This is a genomic window from Croceitalea sp. MTPC6 (assembly GCF_036985525.1).
Classification (GTDB): Bacteria; Bacteroidota; Bacteroidia; order Flavobacteriales; family Flavobacteriaceae; genus Croceitalea.
On record NZ_BTGR01000001.1, the window covers coordinates 167736 to 184840 of the forward strand.

General features: G+C 34.4%; 19 protein-coding genes. 13 read left to right on the top strand and 6 right to left on the bottom strand.

The window, feature by feature from the left end:
- Positions 1 to 78 precede the first annotated feature (78 nt).
- Positions 79 to 885 carry a DUF1853 family protein gene (locus tag AACP56_RS00795; protein ID WP_339334482.1) on the bottom strand — a complete coding sequence of 269 codons (807 nt, stop codon included), beginning with the start codon at positions 883 to 885 and terminating at the stop codon, positions 79 to 81.
- Positions 886 to 962: 77 nt separating this feature from the next.
- Between AACP56_RS00795 and AACP56_RS00800 the strand changes: the two genes are divergently transcribed.
- Positions 963 to 2126: a vWA domain-containing protein gene (locus AACP56_RS00800; RefSeq protein WP_339334480.1), complete on the top strand. Its 1164-nt coding sequence runs from the start codon at positions 963 to 965 to the stop codon at positions 2124 to 2126.
- Between the two features lie 84 nt (positions 2127 to 2210).
- Entirely contained in the window at positions 2211 to 3674 is a 1464-nt protein-coding gene (locus AACP56_RS00805) for a magnesium chelatase (protein ID WP_339334478.1), read from the top strand.
- 5 nt (positions 3675 to 3679) lie between these two features.
- Here AACP56_RS00805 and AACP56_RS00810 read toward each other — a convergent pair whose 3' ends face one another.
- Positions 3680 to 4900: a DUF418 domain-containing protein gene (locus AACP56_RS00810; RefSeq protein ID WP_339334476.1), complete on the bottom strand. Its 1221-nt coding sequence runs from the start codon at positions 4898 to 4900 to the stop codon at positions 3680 to 3682.
- A gap of 119 nt (positions 4901 to 5019) precedes the next feature.
- Here AACP56_RS00810 and corA point away from each other — a divergent pair, with 119 nt between their 5' ends.
- The 7 genes from corA (at position 5020) to AACP56_RS00845 (ending at position 9554) form a co-directional block, all read left to right on the top strand.
- The gene (gene corA / locus AACP56_RS00815) at positions 5020 to 6102 is read left to right on the top strand and encodes a magnesium/cobalt transporter CorA (protein ID WP_339334474.1); all 1083 of its coding nucleotides are present in this window, start codon (positions 5020 to 5022) and stop codon (positions 6100 to 6102) included.
- Between the two features lie 229 nt (positions 6103 to 6331).
- Entirely contained in the window at positions 6332 to 6832 is a 501-nt protein-coding gene (locus tag AACP56_RS00820; RefSeq protein ID WP_339334472.1) for a Dps family protein, read from the top strand.
- 46 nt (positions 6833 to 6878) lie between these two features.
- On the top strand, positions 6879 to 7412 hold the full coding sequence (locus tag AACP56_RS00825; RefSeq protein ID WP_339334470.1) for a hypothetical protein: 534 nt from the start codon (positions 6879 to 6881) through the stop codon (positions 7410 to 7412).
- A gap of 28 nt (positions 7413 to 7440) precedes the next feature.
- Positions 7441 to 7605, top strand: coding sequence for a DUF1328 domain-containing protein (locus AACP56_RS00830; RefSeq protein WP_339334468.1), 165 nt, complete (start codon positions 7441 to 7443; stop codon positions 7603 to 7605).
- Between the two features lie 2 nt (positions 7606 to 7607).
- The gene (locus AACP56_RS00835) at positions 7608 to 7790 is read left to right on the top strand and encodes a hypothetical protein (protein WP_339334466.1); all 183 of its coding nucleotides are present in this window, start codon (positions 7608 to 7610) and stop codon (positions 7788 to 7790) included.
- Between the two features lie 101 nt (positions 7791 to 7891).
- Complete coding sequence (locus AACP56_RS00840; protein ID WP_339334464.1) at positions 7892 to 8767, top strand: alpha/beta hydrolase; 876 nt, start codon at positions 7892 to 7894, stop codon at positions 8765 to 8767.
- Positions 8754 to 9554, top strand: coding sequence for an alpha/beta hydrolase (locus tag AACP56_RS00845; protein ID WP_339334462.1), 801 nt, complete (start codon positions 8754 to 8756; stop codon positions 9552 to 9554). Before AACP56_RS00840 ends, AACP56_RS00845 begins: the two co-directional genes overlap by 14 nt.
- Here AACP56_RS00845 and cysM read toward each other — a convergent pair.
- Both cysM and epsC read right to left on the bottom strand, forming a co-directional pair.
- On the bottom strand, positions 9540 to 10427 hold the full coding sequence (gene cysM / locus AACP56_RS00850) for a cysteine synthase CysM (RefSeq protein ID WP_339334460.1): 888 nt from the start codon (positions 10425 to 10427) through the stop codon (positions 9540 to 9542). The two genes, AACP56_RS00845 and cysM, sit on opposite strands and share 15 nt — an antisense overlap.
- Positions 10420 to 11205 carry a serine O-acetyltransferase EpsC gene (epsC, locus tag AACP56_RS00855; protein ID WP_339334457.1) on the bottom strand — a complete coding sequence of 262 codons (786 nt, stop codon included), beginning with the start codon at positions 11203 to 11205 and terminating at the stop codon, positions 10420 to 10422. Before epsC ends, cysM begins: the two co-directional genes overlap by 8 nt.
- Positions 11206 to 11305: 100 nt before the next feature.
- Between epsC and AACP56_RS00860 the strand changes: the two genes are divergently transcribed.
- Complete coding sequence (locus tag AACP56_RS00860) at positions 11306 to 11986, top strand: DUF2461 domain-containing protein (protein WP_339334455.1); 681 nt, start codon at positions 11306 to 11308, stop codon at positions 11984 to 11986.
- On the opposite strand, the gene AACP56_RS00865 is transcribed toward AACP56_RS00860, so the two are convergent.
- A complete protein-coding gene (locus AACP56_RS00865; protein ID WP_339334453.1) occupies positions 11975 to 12385 on the bottom strand; it encodes a glyoxalase in 411 nt (136 codons plus the stop codon). The two genes, AACP56_RS00860 and AACP56_RS00865, sit on opposite strands and share 12 nt — an antisense overlap.
- A gap of 148 nt (positions 12386 to 12533) precedes the next feature.
- Here AACP56_RS00865 and AACP56_RS00870 point away from each other — a divergent pair, with 148 nt between their 5' ends.
- A complete protein-coding gene (locus tag AACP56_RS00870; protein WP_339334451.1) occupies positions 12534 to 13430 on the top strand; it encodes a DUF72 domain-containing protein in 897 nt (298 codons plus the stop codon).
- A 45-nt stretch (positions 13431 to 13475) separates the two neighbouring features.
- Positions 13476 to 13880, top strand: a complete 405-nt coding sequence (locus AACP56_RS00875; protein WP_339334449.1) for an acyl-CoA thioesterase — start codon at positions 13476 to 13478, stop codon at positions 13878 to 13880.
- On the opposite strand, the gene AACP56_RS00880 is transcribed toward AACP56_RS00875, so the two are convergent.
- Positions 13877 to 15166 (bottom strand): dipeptidase, encoded by a 1290-nt coding sequence (locus AACP56_RS00880; protein WP_339334447.1) that lies wholly within the window; start codon positions 15164 to 15166, stop codon positions 13877 to 13879. The genes AACP56_RS00875 and AACP56_RS00880 overlap by 4 nt on opposite strands.
- A gap of 167 nt (positions 15167 to 15333) precedes the next feature.
- Between AACP56_RS00880 and AACP56_RS00885 the strand changes: the two genes are divergently transcribed.
- Positions 15334 to 17085 (top strand): ATP-binding protein, encoded by a 1752-nt coding sequence (locus tag AACP56_RS00885; protein WP_339334445.1) that lies wholly within the window; start codon positions 15334 to 15336, stop codon positions 17083 to 17085.
- Positions 17086 to 17105 lie beyond the last annotated feature (20 nt).

Below are 17105 nucleotides of genomic sequence, written 5' to 3' on the forward strand. Positions count from 1 at the left end.
AATCAAATGCAAAAGCAACAAGGTACTGTATTTCTTTTATCAACTAATTCATAATACCCAATTTAATAACCGAAAATACTACCACCAAACCACAAAAACCTTTTCAATAACACCATTAGGTTTTTTAACCCATAGCATAGGTGCATTTTCTTTAAGCATTCTTAAGTTGATATCCAACAAAGTTTCATACTGTGTGGCATAATTTCTATCTGTAGATGGTTCTAGTACCCATTCTTGTTTAAAAGGAATGTAATACTGCCATTTTTTAAATTCTGCAGTATTAAAGTCATCAAACCGAACCCAGCTCCCCTTAATACAGTTTTTGTTTAATGGTCTAATCGAAATCCCATCTACCTCGTAAGGCAGAAACAATTGTGCTTTAAAGCATGCTTGCTGCTGTACCGTTTCTGTTTTAATTTCAAGTATCTCAAGCTGTTTGGACAATTCTTTACAATATAATAATGGAAACTGTTTTTGCTTTAATTTTTCTAACTTGGTAAAGAACATATCCCTTTTGTTAGGCCCCATTAAACGATGAATAGGTTCTGTAATTTCAGGATTAATTATATAAAACTTATATGCTAGTTCAACATGATAAGTTTCCTTACTTTGTTTATGCTGCAAAACAAAATCCAGTTCTCCCTGTCGTACTTTATTTCTATCTATCAACAAGTTTTTAGCTAAAACTTTCCAATCCTCAGAATGATTCAAAAGCTGCTCAAATACATATTCCATTTTATGGCCCAATCGCAATTGTTCTGGGATTGCCTTCGCACTTAAGTTTAACAAATCCAGTTTAGGAAAATTAAACTGTTGTACACCAAACTGCTTATTTATCCATAGTGGAGGAGTGGTGTAGAATCCTTTGCACAGTTCTTTTTCCATAACTGCAAACATAAACAGAAGCGTTAAGTTTTTTGTAAAGCATCTACCATCTTATTAGAATGTGTTAATTTTATATGATGGCTATGAATTTGAGAAAAGGATTTCGTTTTACACCTTACGAAGCTCCCAATTTATCCCCTTTTGAAAAACTTTTTGAGATTTTTCAGGAGCTCATTACACACACTTCTGGTGACTTTGATGAAGCTATTGATTGGTTGCGTGAATTGGATAAGGAATATGAGCTTACCACTGATGATTATACTATAGAAGACTTTATTGAGGATTTGAAGGCCAAAGGATATATCCGCGAAGAGTTTGAAGATGGGGGTGGTCAAATGGGTGAGGAAAGTGAAGAGGGAGATGAAGGAGGCGGAAAAGGAACTATTTCTATTACCGCTAAATTGGAACGAATGATTCGCCAGCGTGCTCTTGACCAAATTTTTGGTAAAATAAAACGCAGTGGTTCAGGAAATCATAAAACAGGTAAATCTGGAAGCGGAGACGAGCACACTGGAGAGTTTAGGGAATATCGTTATGGTGATGGTTTAGACCGTATTTCAATGACCGAAAGTCTCAAGAATGCACAAATAAACCATGGTATCGGCAATTTCATGTTGGATGAAGGAGATTTGGTAGTTGAAGACACACAATACAAGGCACAGATGAGCACTGTGCTCATGATAGATATTAGCCATAGTATGATTCTATATGGTGAAGACCGCATTACACCTGCAAAAAAAGTAGCTATGGCATTAGCGGAGTTAATTACTACCCGTTATCCAAAAGACACTTTGGATATCTTGGTGTTTGGTAATGATGCATGGCCAATACCCATTAAAGATTTGCCCTATTTAAAAGTTGGACCTTATCATACCAATACGGTTGCTGGATTGCAATTGGCTATGGACATGCTCCGTAGAAAACGCAACACCAACAAGCAAATTTTTATGATTACAGATGGTAAGCCAAGCTGTTTGCGTATGCCAGATGGAACCTATTATAAAAACAGTGTTGGTTTGGATGAGTACATTGTGGAAAAATGTTATGCCATGGCATCACAAGCTAGAAAGTTACATATTCCAATTACAACATTTATGATAGCACAAGACCCCTATCTGATGCAATTTATAAGAGAGTTTACCCAGGCAAATAAGGGAAAGGCTTTTTACACAGGCTTAAAAGGCTTGGGTGAAATGATTTTTGAAGATTACGAGAACAATAGAAGAAAGAGAATAAAATAATTTAATGTCATTTCGAACGAATATGAGAAATCTAGATTTCTTAGTAGCATGCTCCTTCGAGATGACTATGCACTATCAAAAAATATGAAAATAGAAAACATAAAAACACTGGGTGAGCTTAAAAAAGCTGGATACCAATCTAAAAGTATAAAAGACGAACTCAGGGACAACCTCATTGAGAAAATAAAGAATGATGAAAATGTTTTTGAAGGTGTTTGGGGTTATGAGGATTCGGTAATTCCAGAATTAGAAAGAGCCATTCTTTCCCGACACAACATTAATCTACTTGGACTTCGAGGTCAGGCAAAGACACGTTTGGCTAGATTGATGGTAAACCTTTTAGATGAATACATTCCAGTTGTTGAAGGTTCTGAAATTCATGATGACCCTACAAATCCCCTTTCAAGATATGCCATCGAATTAATCAAAGAAGAGGGGGATAAGACACCCATCTCTTGGTTGCATAGGGATGAACGATTTTACGAAAAGCTAGCTACGCCAGATGTTACTGTGGCCGACTTAATTGGCGATGTAGACCCAATAAAAGCCGCCAATCTAAAATTGAGTTATGCTGATGATAGAGTTATTCATTTTGGCATGATACCCAGAGCCAACCGCTGTATTTTTGTAATTAATGAGTTACCAGATTTACAGGCGAGAATTCAAGTATCCTTATTTAATATCTTGCAAGAAGGAGACATTCAGATTCGCGGGTTTAAACTTAGACTCCCTTTGGATTTACAATTCATATTCACAGCAAACCCAGAAGATTATACCAATAGAGGAAGTATAGTTACTCCTTTAAAAGATAGGATTGGTTCGCAGATCCTAACCCATTACCCAGAAGATATTACAATTGCTAAGCAGATTACAAAACAAGAAGCTAAACTGGATAAACGGCAGTCCGATTTGGTTAATGTTCCGGAACTGGCTATGGATTTATTGGAACAGATTAGCTTTGAAGCTAGAAACAGTGAATATGTGGATGCTAAAAGTGGGGTCAGTGCCCGTATGAGCATTACAGCTTTCGAAAACTTGTTGAGCACAGCCGAAAGAAGAATTTTAAAGTCTGGAGAAGATAAAACCAATATTAGATTGAGTGATTTTATGGGGGTTGTCCCAGCTATTACTGGTAAAATAGAATTGGTTTACGAAGGAGAACAAGAAGGTGCTGGTTTTGTGGCAGAGACATTGTTGGACGAAGCTATTAAAACTTTATTCCCAACCCTGTTTCCAAAGATAAATAAACTCGAACGTAAAGATGCAGAGACACCTTATGATGGATTAATCTCATGGTTTTTTGACCAAGAAGGGTTTGAGTTATTTGATGAAGATTCCGATAAAGTTTATCAGCAAAAACTTGATAGCATTGCTCCATTAAATAGATTACTAAAAGAACATCTGCCAGATTTGAGTAAAAACGATAGTTATTTTGTAAAGGAACTAGTTTTATGGGGGCTAGTTGCCCATAAAAAGTTAAGTAAGTATAGATTTACCAATGGAGTTAGATTCAAAGACCTTTATGGTAGTTACATCAATGATTTGTAATTAAGCTACTTCCGTTTCATAGGCATTAACTTAAAGAAGGTTAAGCTACGCCATAGCCACTCTAGTGGTCCGTAGTAAAAATGTTTAAGCCATAATTTGCTAAACCACATTTGCAACGCGACAAAGATAATGGCAATTAAAAATGTATAGATTTGTCTTAATTCGCCAATAAAACCTAAGCCCCAGCCAAAGAGAATAAATGTAAATAGGACACTCTGGAAGACATAATTGGTGAGTGCCATACGTCCGTAGGGAGCAAATGTGCTAAGTCTTTTTTCCCATTTAACTTTTCGGAACAATATTGCAAAAAGTGCGATGTAAATAAGGGTCATTGAAAAGTTGGTCAAATCCATAAAGCTTAACCCAATCATAGAATTCCAACTTTTAAAGTTGAAGTTTTCACCCATACTAGAAAATGCTAAAGCCATTCCTACAAATGATAGCACCAATACTATTGAAGCATAAATGAGCACTTTTTTGGTCAGTTTCTTTTCCTCTCTAAATTTTTTCAAAAAATTAAGCCTCCCCACATAAAGTCCAATCAGAAAAAATGCAAATGTGAAATATCCGCGACCAAAAATACCAAATTGAAACTCAGCTTTATCAATATGTCCTTGGACAGCATTAGTGGCAAAAACATCCGTCAAAGTTCCCGTTTTTAATGTTTCATAATAGGTCAATACTTTTGGAGCTTCTGGAGTCATTTCCTCGGTGCTGAATAGACCATCACCACCAGTGGCATAGAAGACAATATATCTTCCTAAACCTAAAAATAAAAGAGTGGCAAAACTTAAGACCCATTTGTTGTTTATGGCATAAAATGGAATAAGGAATATTCCGAGTATGGCATAAATAGTTAGAATATCTCCTCTGTAAAAAAGATGATGCACATAGCCAATACCTAATAAAAGCAGTAGACGCCAAAAAAATCTATCGCCAAAATAACTTCCTCTTTTATGGCCATTATCCATTTGAATAAAAAAGCTAAGACCAAACAAAAAAGAAAATAATGCAATAAATTTTCCCCTGAGAAGTGTGTTGATGAAACCATCAACAATATCATCAATAATTCCCAGATGCACTGCTTCATTAAAAGTTTGTGAGGGCATGGAACCTATATAATTTTCAACTACGTGGCAGACAACTATTCCAGCTAGGGCAAAGCCCCGAAGAGCATCTATTATTTCAATTCTTTTAAAATGAGGTGAAGCTGTGATAGTTGTCATAGTATTGATTGATTGATGATTACAATAAAACTATGGAAAATAGTTGAGTGTTTTAACAAGAGTTCATGTAATTTTTAAATGTATATTTAGATTGGATATAAATCTATTCGGCACAAGAGATGAGAAAAAACCCGCCCAAGGTAAAGATTAAGAAAACGCACAGGTCTAAATCAAAACTAGGTAAAGCACCTGGGGCGATTAATTATATAGGTAATCGTAAAAAACAAATTACTACAATTACCACTATTAACTACAATAATGAAGAGTATTTTACCGAAAATCCTATTAAGGAAAATATTAAGTCTAATTTAAGTGACAAGTTTACTTCTTTTATTGATGTGGTTGGTTTAACCGATGAAGCTGCAATTGCGAGTATTGGACAACAATTTGATTTAAACAATCTTTTACTGGAAGATCTGGTGGATACCCTACAACGCCCTAAAATTGATGAATACGAAGATTATGTTTTTGGGGTTTTTAAGATGTTATACATAAATGGTGAAGGACAACTCATTATTGAACATGTGGCGCTTACACTATTTGAGAATTGTGTTTTAATATTTCAAGAGACTGATGACGATGTTTTTGGAGAGGTAATAAAGCGTATAGAAAATAAGTACGGTAGAATACGAAGTAGGGGAGCAGATTACTTGTTTTTTGCATTGTTAGACGCCATTGTGGATAATTATTTTGTTGTGCTAGATGATATTAAGAATAAATTAGAGTTGCTTGAAGATGAAGTCTATAATAACCCTCAGAAAGAATCAGCCCGAAAAATTCAATATCTAAAAAAAGAAATTTTACGGATTCGTAAATGGATTTTTCCCGTAAAAGAATTGGTAAATAGACTTGTCCATACTGAACATAGTCTTATTTCTAAAGAGACCAAGCTTTTTCTACATGATACACTTGACCATTGCTCAGAAATAAATGAAGACATTATGCTATACAGAGAAATGTCTACAAGCCTCATGGAAATGTATATGACCAACATGAGCAATAAAATGAATGAGGTAATGAAGGTGTTGACCGTTATTGCTTCTATCTTTATCCCTCTAACTTTTATTGCAGGCATCTATGGGATGAATTTTGACAATATGCCTGAGCTTCACACAGAAAATGGATACTACTATTTGTGGGGAGTTTTTTTACTAATCTTCCTTGGACTGTTAATTTACTTTAAGAAAAAAGACTGGCTTTAACATACTATTAAGTTAATGCTTTCTATAAAGGGTTAAATCCTGTTAAATCACTTGACAAACTTTAATATGCCCTTATATTGATAGTGTTGGTTTACTACTATTCTTGTAAACGGGCATTCGCCAAAAGTGGTTGCAGAATCTATGCGACGTTAAATTTTCTTCACTGCCAACACTAGCATATTATATTAATCTAATCCTTGGATTATCCAAGGAAAAAAACACCTGAAAAATGAATTATTTGAATTTAGAAGAGGAGAAGGTATTACCAATAGTTATTGAATTAAATACACTATTAGCAGATTATCATTTGTATTATCAAAAATTAAGAAATTTCCACTGGAACATAACCGGAGAAAACTTTTTTGATTTACACCAAAAGTTTGAAGACTTGTATACAGATGCAAGGATTAAAATAGATGAGATTGCAGAGCGTATACTAACCTTACGCTACCATCCGATGAGCAACCTTAGTAACTATTTGGAGAAATCAGCAATCAATGAAAGTAATACAGATTTAGATGACCAAAAAATGGTCGAAGAAATTCTCTATGCACACGGAATCTTATTGAAACAGATGGGTAAAGTGATAAAGAAAGCTACAGATATAAATGATGAGGGAACGATTGACTTGATAGGGGCCTACATCAGGGAATTGGAGAAAAGTAGCTGGATGTTAAATGCATGGGGAAAGAGAAAGGATGAAAAGCTTAAGACTTCATTGAACGCCTAAGGAAATCCAAATTAGAAAACGAATTATTAAACTTAAAAACACAAAAATGAAAATTTATAAAACAATAGTATTATCAATTGCACTAATAACTGGAACAATAGCAACAGCCCAAGAGGCTGAGCAATCAGGAGTAGCAAAAGAGAGTACAAAGAAGACTTACAAGCTTTATAAAAAAGGAGAATTAATCAAGAATTCAGTCTTAATTGAAACTACCAGAAACCAAGTTGTAATGTTGGATAAAAACGACAAGGAGAAGATAAATCAAGATAGAATTATTCCACCAACAGTAGTAGTAAAAACTGTAAAGATTGATAATGATGCAGATGACTTGTATGATGAGGTAGTCAAGTTTAGTTATACAACAAAAGAAAAAACTGACTTCACATTAGTATCCAGTGAGAATGATTTAATGTTAGCTGTAGAAGATGGTGAAAACATTACCATTTTGGAAAATATGACCATAAGTATGGAGGACAATATGAATCTAGAAAAAGCATATGTATTCACTATGGAAGATGGTAAAGAAATTGAGTTAAAGGTAGAATCCTTCCAAAAAGTAAATGAAAAAAAATCTAAGTAATAGTTACTAACCCTAAAACAATAATAATATGTTACGATGGTCCATAACATTTATAGTAATAGCACTTATAGCCGGAATATTAGGCTTTGGAGGAATTGCAGGAGCTTCTGCAGGAATAGCTAAAATTCTATTCTTCATATTTATAGTACTATTTATTTTGACCTTAATTAAGAACGCATTTAAAAAAATATAAGAATGAAAAATATAGCAATAAAACTAGTTTCTGCGGTAATCATACTAATTGCATTAGTAAATTGTAGAGAACAAAAATCAACAGAAGAGAAGGCAGAGGATGCAATCGAAGAAGTTGGTGAAGGCATAGAAGAAGGTGCCGAAGAGATTGAAGATGAAATCGATGATGCTACTGATGACCAATAGAATCATATAGTATCAAATAGATAAAAGAGCGCAATTAGCGCTCTTTTTTTGTTGTAATATTTAATACTATAGATTTTTGTATTTTCAAAGAAATTAAAAGTGTGCAGCAAGTCTTTTATATTTTAGGGATTGTTTTAATAGCCTATGTGGTTATTAGCATACTACTGTATTTTCTACAAGACTATTTTCTTTTTAAACCAGAAAAATTATCCAAGGATTTTCAGTTTTACTATGAAAATCAAGAAACCGAAGAATACAACATACAGACTAGGGATGGCGCGGTAATTAATGGACTTCGATTTAAGGCTAAAACTCCAAAGGGAGTTGTTTTCTATTTAAAAGGCAATTCAAAAAGCATCAAAGGTTGGGGCAAGTTTGCTGTAGATTTCACAAGACATGGTTTTGATGTTATCATGGTAGACTATCGCGGTTTTGGTAAAAGCACAGGACGAAGGACACAAAAAGCCGTAAAGCGTGATATGCAGGTGATTTACAACAAAATAAAGGATAACGTTTCAGAGAAATACATTATTCTATATGGTAGGTCATTGGGTTCTGGTTTTGCAACGAAATTAGCATCTATGAATAATCCAAGAATGTTGATTTTGGATGCGCCATATTATAGCTTAAGCAAAGTTGCCAAAAAATATATTCCTTTTATGCCATTATCATTGTTGATTAAATTTCCGATGCCAACCTATAAATGGTTAAAGTATGTAAAATGTCCCATTCATATTATTCACGGTACCGACGATAGATTAATACCTTATAAAACAAGTGTAAAACTATCTAGAATAAAACCTAAAAACACTACACTGCATACAGTAATCGGTGGTGACCATAAAAACTTGAATACTTTTGAATCTTATCATAAGATGTTATCGGAAATTGTGAATTCAAAACCCAAGAAAGTCAATTTGGAAGGTTCAAGCATTCATGTCCAACATTCTTCAAAACCTTCTAATGCAAAAGCTTAAACGCGTTGGCAGAATACTCATCATACTTTATATACTAGTTGCTGCTATGTTATATTTTTTACAGGAAAAGATAATTTTCCTTACCTCAAAATTACCTCAAGAATACACCTATAGTTTTTCCGAACCTTTTGAAGAGTTTTTTTTAACTGCTGATGATGGAGCTAAATTAAATGCATTGCAATTTAAAAGGGAAAATCCAAAGGGAGTGATACTATATTTTCATGGTAATGCTGGAGATTTATCACGGTGGGGAGAAATCGCAACCTTTTTTGCTAAAAAAGAGTATGATGTTATTGTGATGGATTATCGTACTTATGGTAAAAGTACAGGAAAACTTAGTGAAGCTGCACTTTTAAGAGATGCACAACTGTTCTATGATTATACTTTGGACAACTATAAAGAAGATGATATCATACTTTATGGGCGTTCTCTGGGTGCTTCGGTAGCAACTTATACAGCTTCAAAAAATAAACCAGCAAAATTAGTTCTGGAAACACCCTTTTATAATTTACTTGAAGTTGCAAGAAAACGTTTTCCTGTATTACCCGTTAAATGGCTGTTGAAATATAAATTTGAATCAAACAAATATATAGGCAAGGTTACATGCCCAGTAACTATTTTTCATGGAACCGAAGATGCTGTTGTACCTTATGAATCGGGCAAAAAGCTTTTTAGTTTAGCCTCAAGCAACAAAGAATTTCTCACTGTAGAAGGTGGAGGGCACAACGATTTAATATTATTTAAGGCCTATAATTCAAATATTAATCAGGCTTTACAAATCGAATAAATTGGAGGATAAGTAACGATCTCCACGGTCGCAAACGATAGAAACAATAACTCCTTCTTTCAATTGTTCGGCAATCTGTAAAGCTACAACAGCCGCCCCGCCACTACTCATGCCAGAAAAAATACCTTCTTCTTTGGCCAATCGTTTAGCCGTGGCTACTGCTTCTTTTTCATTTACATAAAGAATATTGTCAACTTTTTCAGAATTATAGATTTTTGGAACATAGTCTGGCGACCATTTTCTAATACCTGGTATACGAGAGCCTTCTTCAGGTTGTACCCCAATTATATTGACATTCGGATTCTGTTCTTTTAAGAATGTTGAAGTACCTGTAATTGTACCTGTTGTTCCCATACTGGAAACAAAATGGGTGATTTTTTTATTGGTGTCTTTCCAAATCTCTGGTCCCGTAGTATTATAATGTGCCTTCCAGTTATCATCATTAGCAAATTGATTTAACATTATATAGCCTTCATTTAATACTTTGTTTTCAGCATAATCACGAGCACCTTCTATTCCAATATCAGAAGATGTCAAAGTTACTTTAGCTCCGTAAGCGCGCATTGTTTGTATCCGTTCTTTGGTAGAGTTTTCTGGCATCACCAATTCAATATTTAAACCATAAACTCCAGCAACTATGGCCAACCCAATACCTGTGTTACCGCTAGTAGCTTCGATTAATCTAGAATTTTTTGTAAAATCTCCTCGCTCCAATCCATTTTTAATCATGTTAAAGGCAGGTCTATCTTTTACACTTCCTCCAGGGTTATGTCCTTCCAATTTAAAATATAATTCCACATTTGGATTGGTATTCAAAACCCTTGACTTTACCAAAGGTGTATTTCCAATTAAATCCAATATAGTCTTAGACATTCGTTTTTATTTTGATTTCTGGAGTATGAAAAACTGTGGAATTAGCAGGCACTGATTTCGTAAGCCATGCATTCCCACCGATAGTGGAATTTTCACCAATTACAGTTTCTCCCCCTAAAATTGTTGCGTTTGCGTATATAGTAACGTGTGATTCTATAGTAGGATGCCGTTTGGTCTTTTTAAGGGATTTGTTTACAAATAATGCCCCTAGAGTTACCCCTTGATATACTTTAACATGGTCTTTGATTATGGCGGTCTCTCCAATGACAACGCCAGTAGCATGATCAATAAAAAAAGATTCGCCTATGGTAGCACCTGGATTAATATCTACGCCGGTTTGCCTATGCGCGTACTCTGTCATTAAACGGGGAACTAAAGGAAAGCCTTCTTTATAAAGTACATTCGCCAATCTATAAATAGCAATCGCATAAAACCCAGGATAAGCCATATAAACTTCTTGAATAGATAATGACGCTGGGTCACAATTAAGAATAGCTTCGGCATCTAAATTCAGTTTTTTTAGAATAGAAGGAAGTTCTGAAATATAGTTTTCCCATACCTTTTTACAAGGTCGGTTAGTTTCCCAACACGCTAGGTTCACGAGTTCATCAAACTGTACTTCAAGAGTATCTAAATTAGTTTCTACACTAGTATTAATATCAAATAGGGTGTAGAAAAGTGTATCCGTAAAAACCTCTGTATTTCTTTTTAACCGATAGTCTAAATAGGGTTGCTTTTTATGAGCCTTTAACTCCTTGATGATTGATTGCTTATTCATTTTAAGGGTTTTAATCTAAAGCCATTAAAATTAGCTATTCTTAAAAAACAACAATGTTAGAATTGGTTAACTTTAGCATAAATTATGAATTGTTTGTTTTATGTCTGCTGAAATTATAAAGAAAGAGGCTTTTGAGTTTTTAAAGAAACTAGAAAAGAACAATAACCGAGAATGGTTTACAGAAAACAAGGATACTTTTAAATCACATGAAACCGATGTAAAAGTATTTTATAATGCCATTATGGAAAATCTTAATAAGCACGACCAAATAGAGAAGCTAAAGGTTTTTCGTATTTATAGAGATGTGCGTTTTTCAAAAGACAAAACGCCTTACAAAGCACATTTTGCAGGATCTTTTTCTAGAATGGGACTTGAGCGAAGAGGCGGGTACTATCTTAGAATAAAACCAGGGGAAACATTCTTGGCAGCTGGGTTTTGGGAACCCAATAAAGAAGATTTACTGCGTATAAGGAAGGAATTGGAATTGGACGCTACAGAGTTTAGAGAAGTCATAAATAAAAAATCTTTTAAATCAGTTTGGGGAGAGTTGCAAGGAGATGCTGTGAAAACAGCACCTAAAGGATTTGATAAAGAACATCCAGATATTGAATTACTGCGTCACAAGCAATTCATCTTTGTTAGAAATTTTACGGACAAAGAAGTTCTTGCTAAGGATTTTATAGAACAGATAGACCATTCTTTCAAAACAATACGACCTTATTTTGATTTGATGAGCTCTATCCTTACCACAAATCTAAATGGTGAATCACTAATAGGCTAAAACAGACTCATCAAGTAATTGAACTTGGTCTTTTAACCGTTCAACAACCATATTCATCATTCGTTTGTTCAATGCAGAAGAGTTTTGGATATAGATTGCGTATTCATCAACTGTAAATTGACCTATTACCATCCCTTTTAAAGAATTCCGGAACTTAACATCCTTTTGAATAGCGTTCTCTATGTACATAAGCCTTTTTTCAAGAGATAACTCTAAAAAAGCATTCTTATGTTTTCGAATATAATTTCTAAACATCTCAATAATAAGAGGGTTCTGAAACTTAAGAATAGGACGAAGGGTTTCGTTCTGAAAACGCTCCTCGGAACTCATGTCACTATTTATTTGGGTAGTTTTAATCTCTGGACGAATGCGCAGTAAATTATTGGACCTATCGTTCATTGTGATAGTTTTTATAAAGATAGCGTAACTGTTTTGATGCAAAATCTTGATTTTTTTTATTTGTCAACGTATTTATAAACATCATAAAACATGTCATAAGAAATCAAATTACGTATTTTTAGAATCTAGTTAAAACCATGCAACAGCTATGAAATTTGGAAAAGTTGACCGCCCAGAATTAATAGATTTTACAATACCCCCCAACCATCCTGAAACTGAGGTTTTACTTGGTAATTCTAAAATTGATGGTCCTTTTAATATTTTTGTGGGCTGTGCAAAATGGAATAGGCAAGATTTAAAAAACTTCTATCCTCGTGGAACGAAAGACGAGTTGAGCTATTATTCAACTCAGTTTAATTCAATAGAATTAAACGCAACCTTTTACCGCATTTTTCCAGCAGAGACCTACCAGAAATGGTATGACAAAACACCATCAGATTTCAAGTTTTTTCCTAAAATGACCAATGAGGTAAGTCATTTACGAAGAATGAATGAAAAGGTATATGAAATTACGGATAGGTATTTAGAAGTAACGTCCTTATTAAAGGAAAAACTTGGAACTATTTTTTTGCAGATGCACAACAATTTTGATCCTAAAAACTGGGATAGGGTAGTGCGTTTTGTGGAATATTGGCCAAAGGAGTTTCCATTGGCCATGGAGTTTAGACATACAGATTGGTTTAATGACGAATCTGTCGCCAATGAGCTATATCATTTGCTGGAAGAAAACAATATTACCAACGTATTGGTCGATACTGCGGGCAGAAGGGATATCATGCATATGCGGTTGACCACAAATGAGGCTTTTGTAAGATATGTGGGAGCAAATCATGAAAGTGATTATTTAAGACTGGTAGATTGGGTAAACAAATTAGACGAATGGAAGAAAATGGGTTTAAAAAATATTCATTTTTTTGTGCATCAAAATATGGAATTGGAATCTCCGCTTTTATCTGCCTATTTTATTGATAATTTGAATAAAAAATTAGGAACAAATTTGATTATCCCTAAAACTTTAGGTGGAGGCCAAATCAGTTTATTATAATCCTATTTTCTTCTCTAATTTTGCTGTAAATACTAAATTCATGCAATGAGATTTCATACTAGAAAATGGGTGAAACCTGAAGATTTAAATGCTAATGGAACCCTATTTGGCGGAAAAGTGTTGGCTTGGGTAGATGAGGAGGCCGCACTTTATAGCATTATTCAATTGGAAAATAAAAAGGTGGTCACCAAATACATGTCGGAAATTAATTTTATGAGCTCGGCAGAGGAGGGGGATATTGTGGAAATTGGCGTTGAGGCCGTTAAATTTGGCAAAAGTTCACTAAACCTTAACTGTGAGGTACGTAATAAAATGACTCAGGAAACAATAGTAACGGTGGATAACATCATCATGGTTAATTTAGATGATAATGGTAAACCAAAACCACATGGTAAGACAAAAATCGAGTTTGTAAAAGACAGATTGGCTAAAAAAGATGAGGAAGTTTAGCTTCCTTGTATTTCACCAGCAACAGCTTGTACTTCATCTAAAACACGTAATAGGTTACCGCCCCATAGTTTTTCTATTTCTTCTTCGGTGTATCCTCTTTTTACCAATTCCGTGGTAACATTTAATGTTTCAGAAGCATCGGACCAACCATCAATCCCTCCGCCACCATCAAAATCTGAACTGATTCCTACGTGGTCAATACCAATTAGATCTACCATATAATCAATATGGTCAATAAAATCAGAAACAGCCACAGGAGCAGGAGCGTCCTTCATGTTTTTCACTAAATCCTTACCAATACTCATGATCTTTGGGTAGTTTTCCATAAACTCACCTTTTTGCTGGTCAGATAATGTAGCAAACTCAGACCGCGCATACCAATTCATGTTTAAAGAATCTGCGACCGATTGATAAACAGTTTTCATGTACTCAGCTCTAGCTTCATGCTTTTCCTTATTTAGGTAAGAGCTAAATGCAACTGTTTGTACCACACCTCCATTTTCCTTTAATAACTTTAATTGCTCATCATCCAAGTTTCTACTATGATTACATAATGCCCTAGCAGAAGAGTGTGATGCTATAATAGGTGCTTTAGAAAGCGCTACCATTTGTTTCATAGATTCTTTTGATGGATGTGATATGTCAATCATAACACCTAATCTATTCATCTCTTTTACAGCATCTTGACCAATATCACTTAAACCATTATATAACCAAACGTTATCTTTTTCCCCTGTATTGGAATCACAAAACTGGCTGTGGCCATTGTGGGATAGGGAAATATATCTTGCTCCTCGCTTGTAATAGTCTTCAAATTTTGACAAATCTTCACCAATTGGATAAGCATTCTCAACCCCTATCATCGCTACTTTCTTTCCAGCTTTATGAATTCGACGAACATCATTGGAATTCAGTGCTAATTCAATTTCATTGGGAGCATAATCTTCACAAAGACGATGTATAGCGTCAAACTTAGCCATTGCATTTTCTGATGCCTTAGCATAGCCTTCAGCATTAAGAGAATCTTGCCCAGTGTAAACAATTAGCCAAGCTACATCCAATCCACCTTCTTTCATCTTAGGTAGATTAACTTGATTATCAAGACGTTGGGTATAGTTTATTGAATCTGTAAAGTTCTTTACATTGATATCGTCATGGGTGTCGATAGTGATTACTTTTTCATGAATTCTTTTAGCCTTTTCTGCCAAATTTTCTTCCTTCTTTTTTTCACCTTCACCACAAGCAAACAGTGATAATGCAGCTAATAACATCCCAAGTTTTTTCATTCCAAAAAATTTATACCTACAAATAAAGCATTTTGACAACAGAATATCGAATGTAGGTAACAATTAATTGTGCACACTACGTGAAATGGGGAGCTTTAAAATTATAAAAACCAGATTGTTAACCTCTTTTTTGGAAAATATATCTGCAAGAGACTAAAAAAACTACTTTGAATACCAGAGAATTATTAACGCAGCTTTCAAAAATTGAAGATGGTCTAGACCAGTTTTCATTTGAAGAGTTGAGTGCTTCTGAGGCATCCAGCCTTAAAAAAACATTTGAATCATTTAAAAATGGTTTAGAAAGTAAAGTTTTTGGTGAAAGAAATACAGAGGCCGTTATTGTTGATGATAATGAATCCCAAAAAACTACTTTGGCTACAACAGAAAGCTCTCTAATCGCTAATGTTAGTCATGAAATCCGTACGCCACTGAATGGAATTGTTGGCTTTGTAGATTTATTGCAGGAAACCAAACTCACAAAAGAGCAACAAGAATTGGTTACTGCACTTGGCCTTGCTTCTAATAATTTAATGACCATTATCAATGAATTATTAGAATTTTCAAAGTTATCTTCTGGAAAAGAACGTTTTGAACTTATTGAGTTCAACCTTAAAAACTTACTAAAGGAGTTAAGTTACTTAACCCAAACCCTTATTGTGAATAAGGATGTAAAGTTGAATTTAAGTATCGATAAAGATATTCCTAAAACTATTATTGGGGACCCATCTAAACTCACTCAGGTTTTGCTGAACCTTTTGGGGAACGCAGTTAAGTTTGTTGAGAACGGAGAGATAAACTTTACTGTAAACCTTGAGTCAATCGAGGGTGATGAAGTCCACTTAGGATTTGAGGTAAAGGATACTGGCATTGGTATTGCAAAAGACAAGTTGGGCAAAATATTTGAATCTTACCAACAGGCAGAAAAGGACACTCACATCAAATATGGTGGTTCTGGACTTGGACTAAGTATCGTAAAAGAAATTATTGAGCAGCTTAATGGTAAAATATCAGTATCAAGCATTCTAGGCTCTGGAACTACATTCAAATTTGAAATCCCTTATAAAAAAGCTTCAGCACAACCAAAAAAAAGTCAAAAGGTCAAAAGTATTGTAAAGCAGACGCAAAACCCTTTAGCTGATATTACAGTTTTGGTATTTGAAGATAATCAGTTAAACCAAAAACTTATTACAAGCCGTTTACAAAACTGGGGCTGTAAAACTATAGTAACGGATAATGGACTCTTTGGTTTAAAAATCTTACAGGACCATAAAATCGATGTTGTTCTCATGGACCTTAGAATGCCTAATATGACAGGGTTTGAAATTACCAAACAAATACGTGGCAATTCAAAAAAATCTATAAAAAACATTCCTATAATAGCCCTATCCGCAGATTTTAGTACTTCTGACAAGGAGCAATTTACGGCTTTGGGCATCAACGACTTTATTCTTAAACCTTTTAAACCAAACGACTTACTCAAGAAAATTGTTAATAATAAAAATAGAAAGATGACGGAAAGTGACGCTAAAATTGAAATCATAGAGCCAATCAGTAAGAACAATGTAACTGAAGAGCTAAGCCTAGACCCCGTATTGGAAGATTGTATGGGACAGGTTGAGTTACTCGATGAACTGGTGCAGTTATTCAAGAAAAATATTCTTGAGTTTATCGGCAAAACCAAGGTCCACTTGTTAAATGATGATTTTGATGGTGTAGGTTTTACAGCACATAAGATTAAAAATGGTTTACGAATGTTTAAGCTAAATAATCTTATAGAAATCTGTGAACAGATGAGCTTGGTGTGCAAATCCGATAAAGATCCTAAACACCTTAATTTTCTATATGAGGAGTTTTTAAAAGAATATGAGAATATTGCTCCTAAGATTGAATTGGAAATACAACGAATAAAGACAACATAATAATAATTAAATCCCCCAAA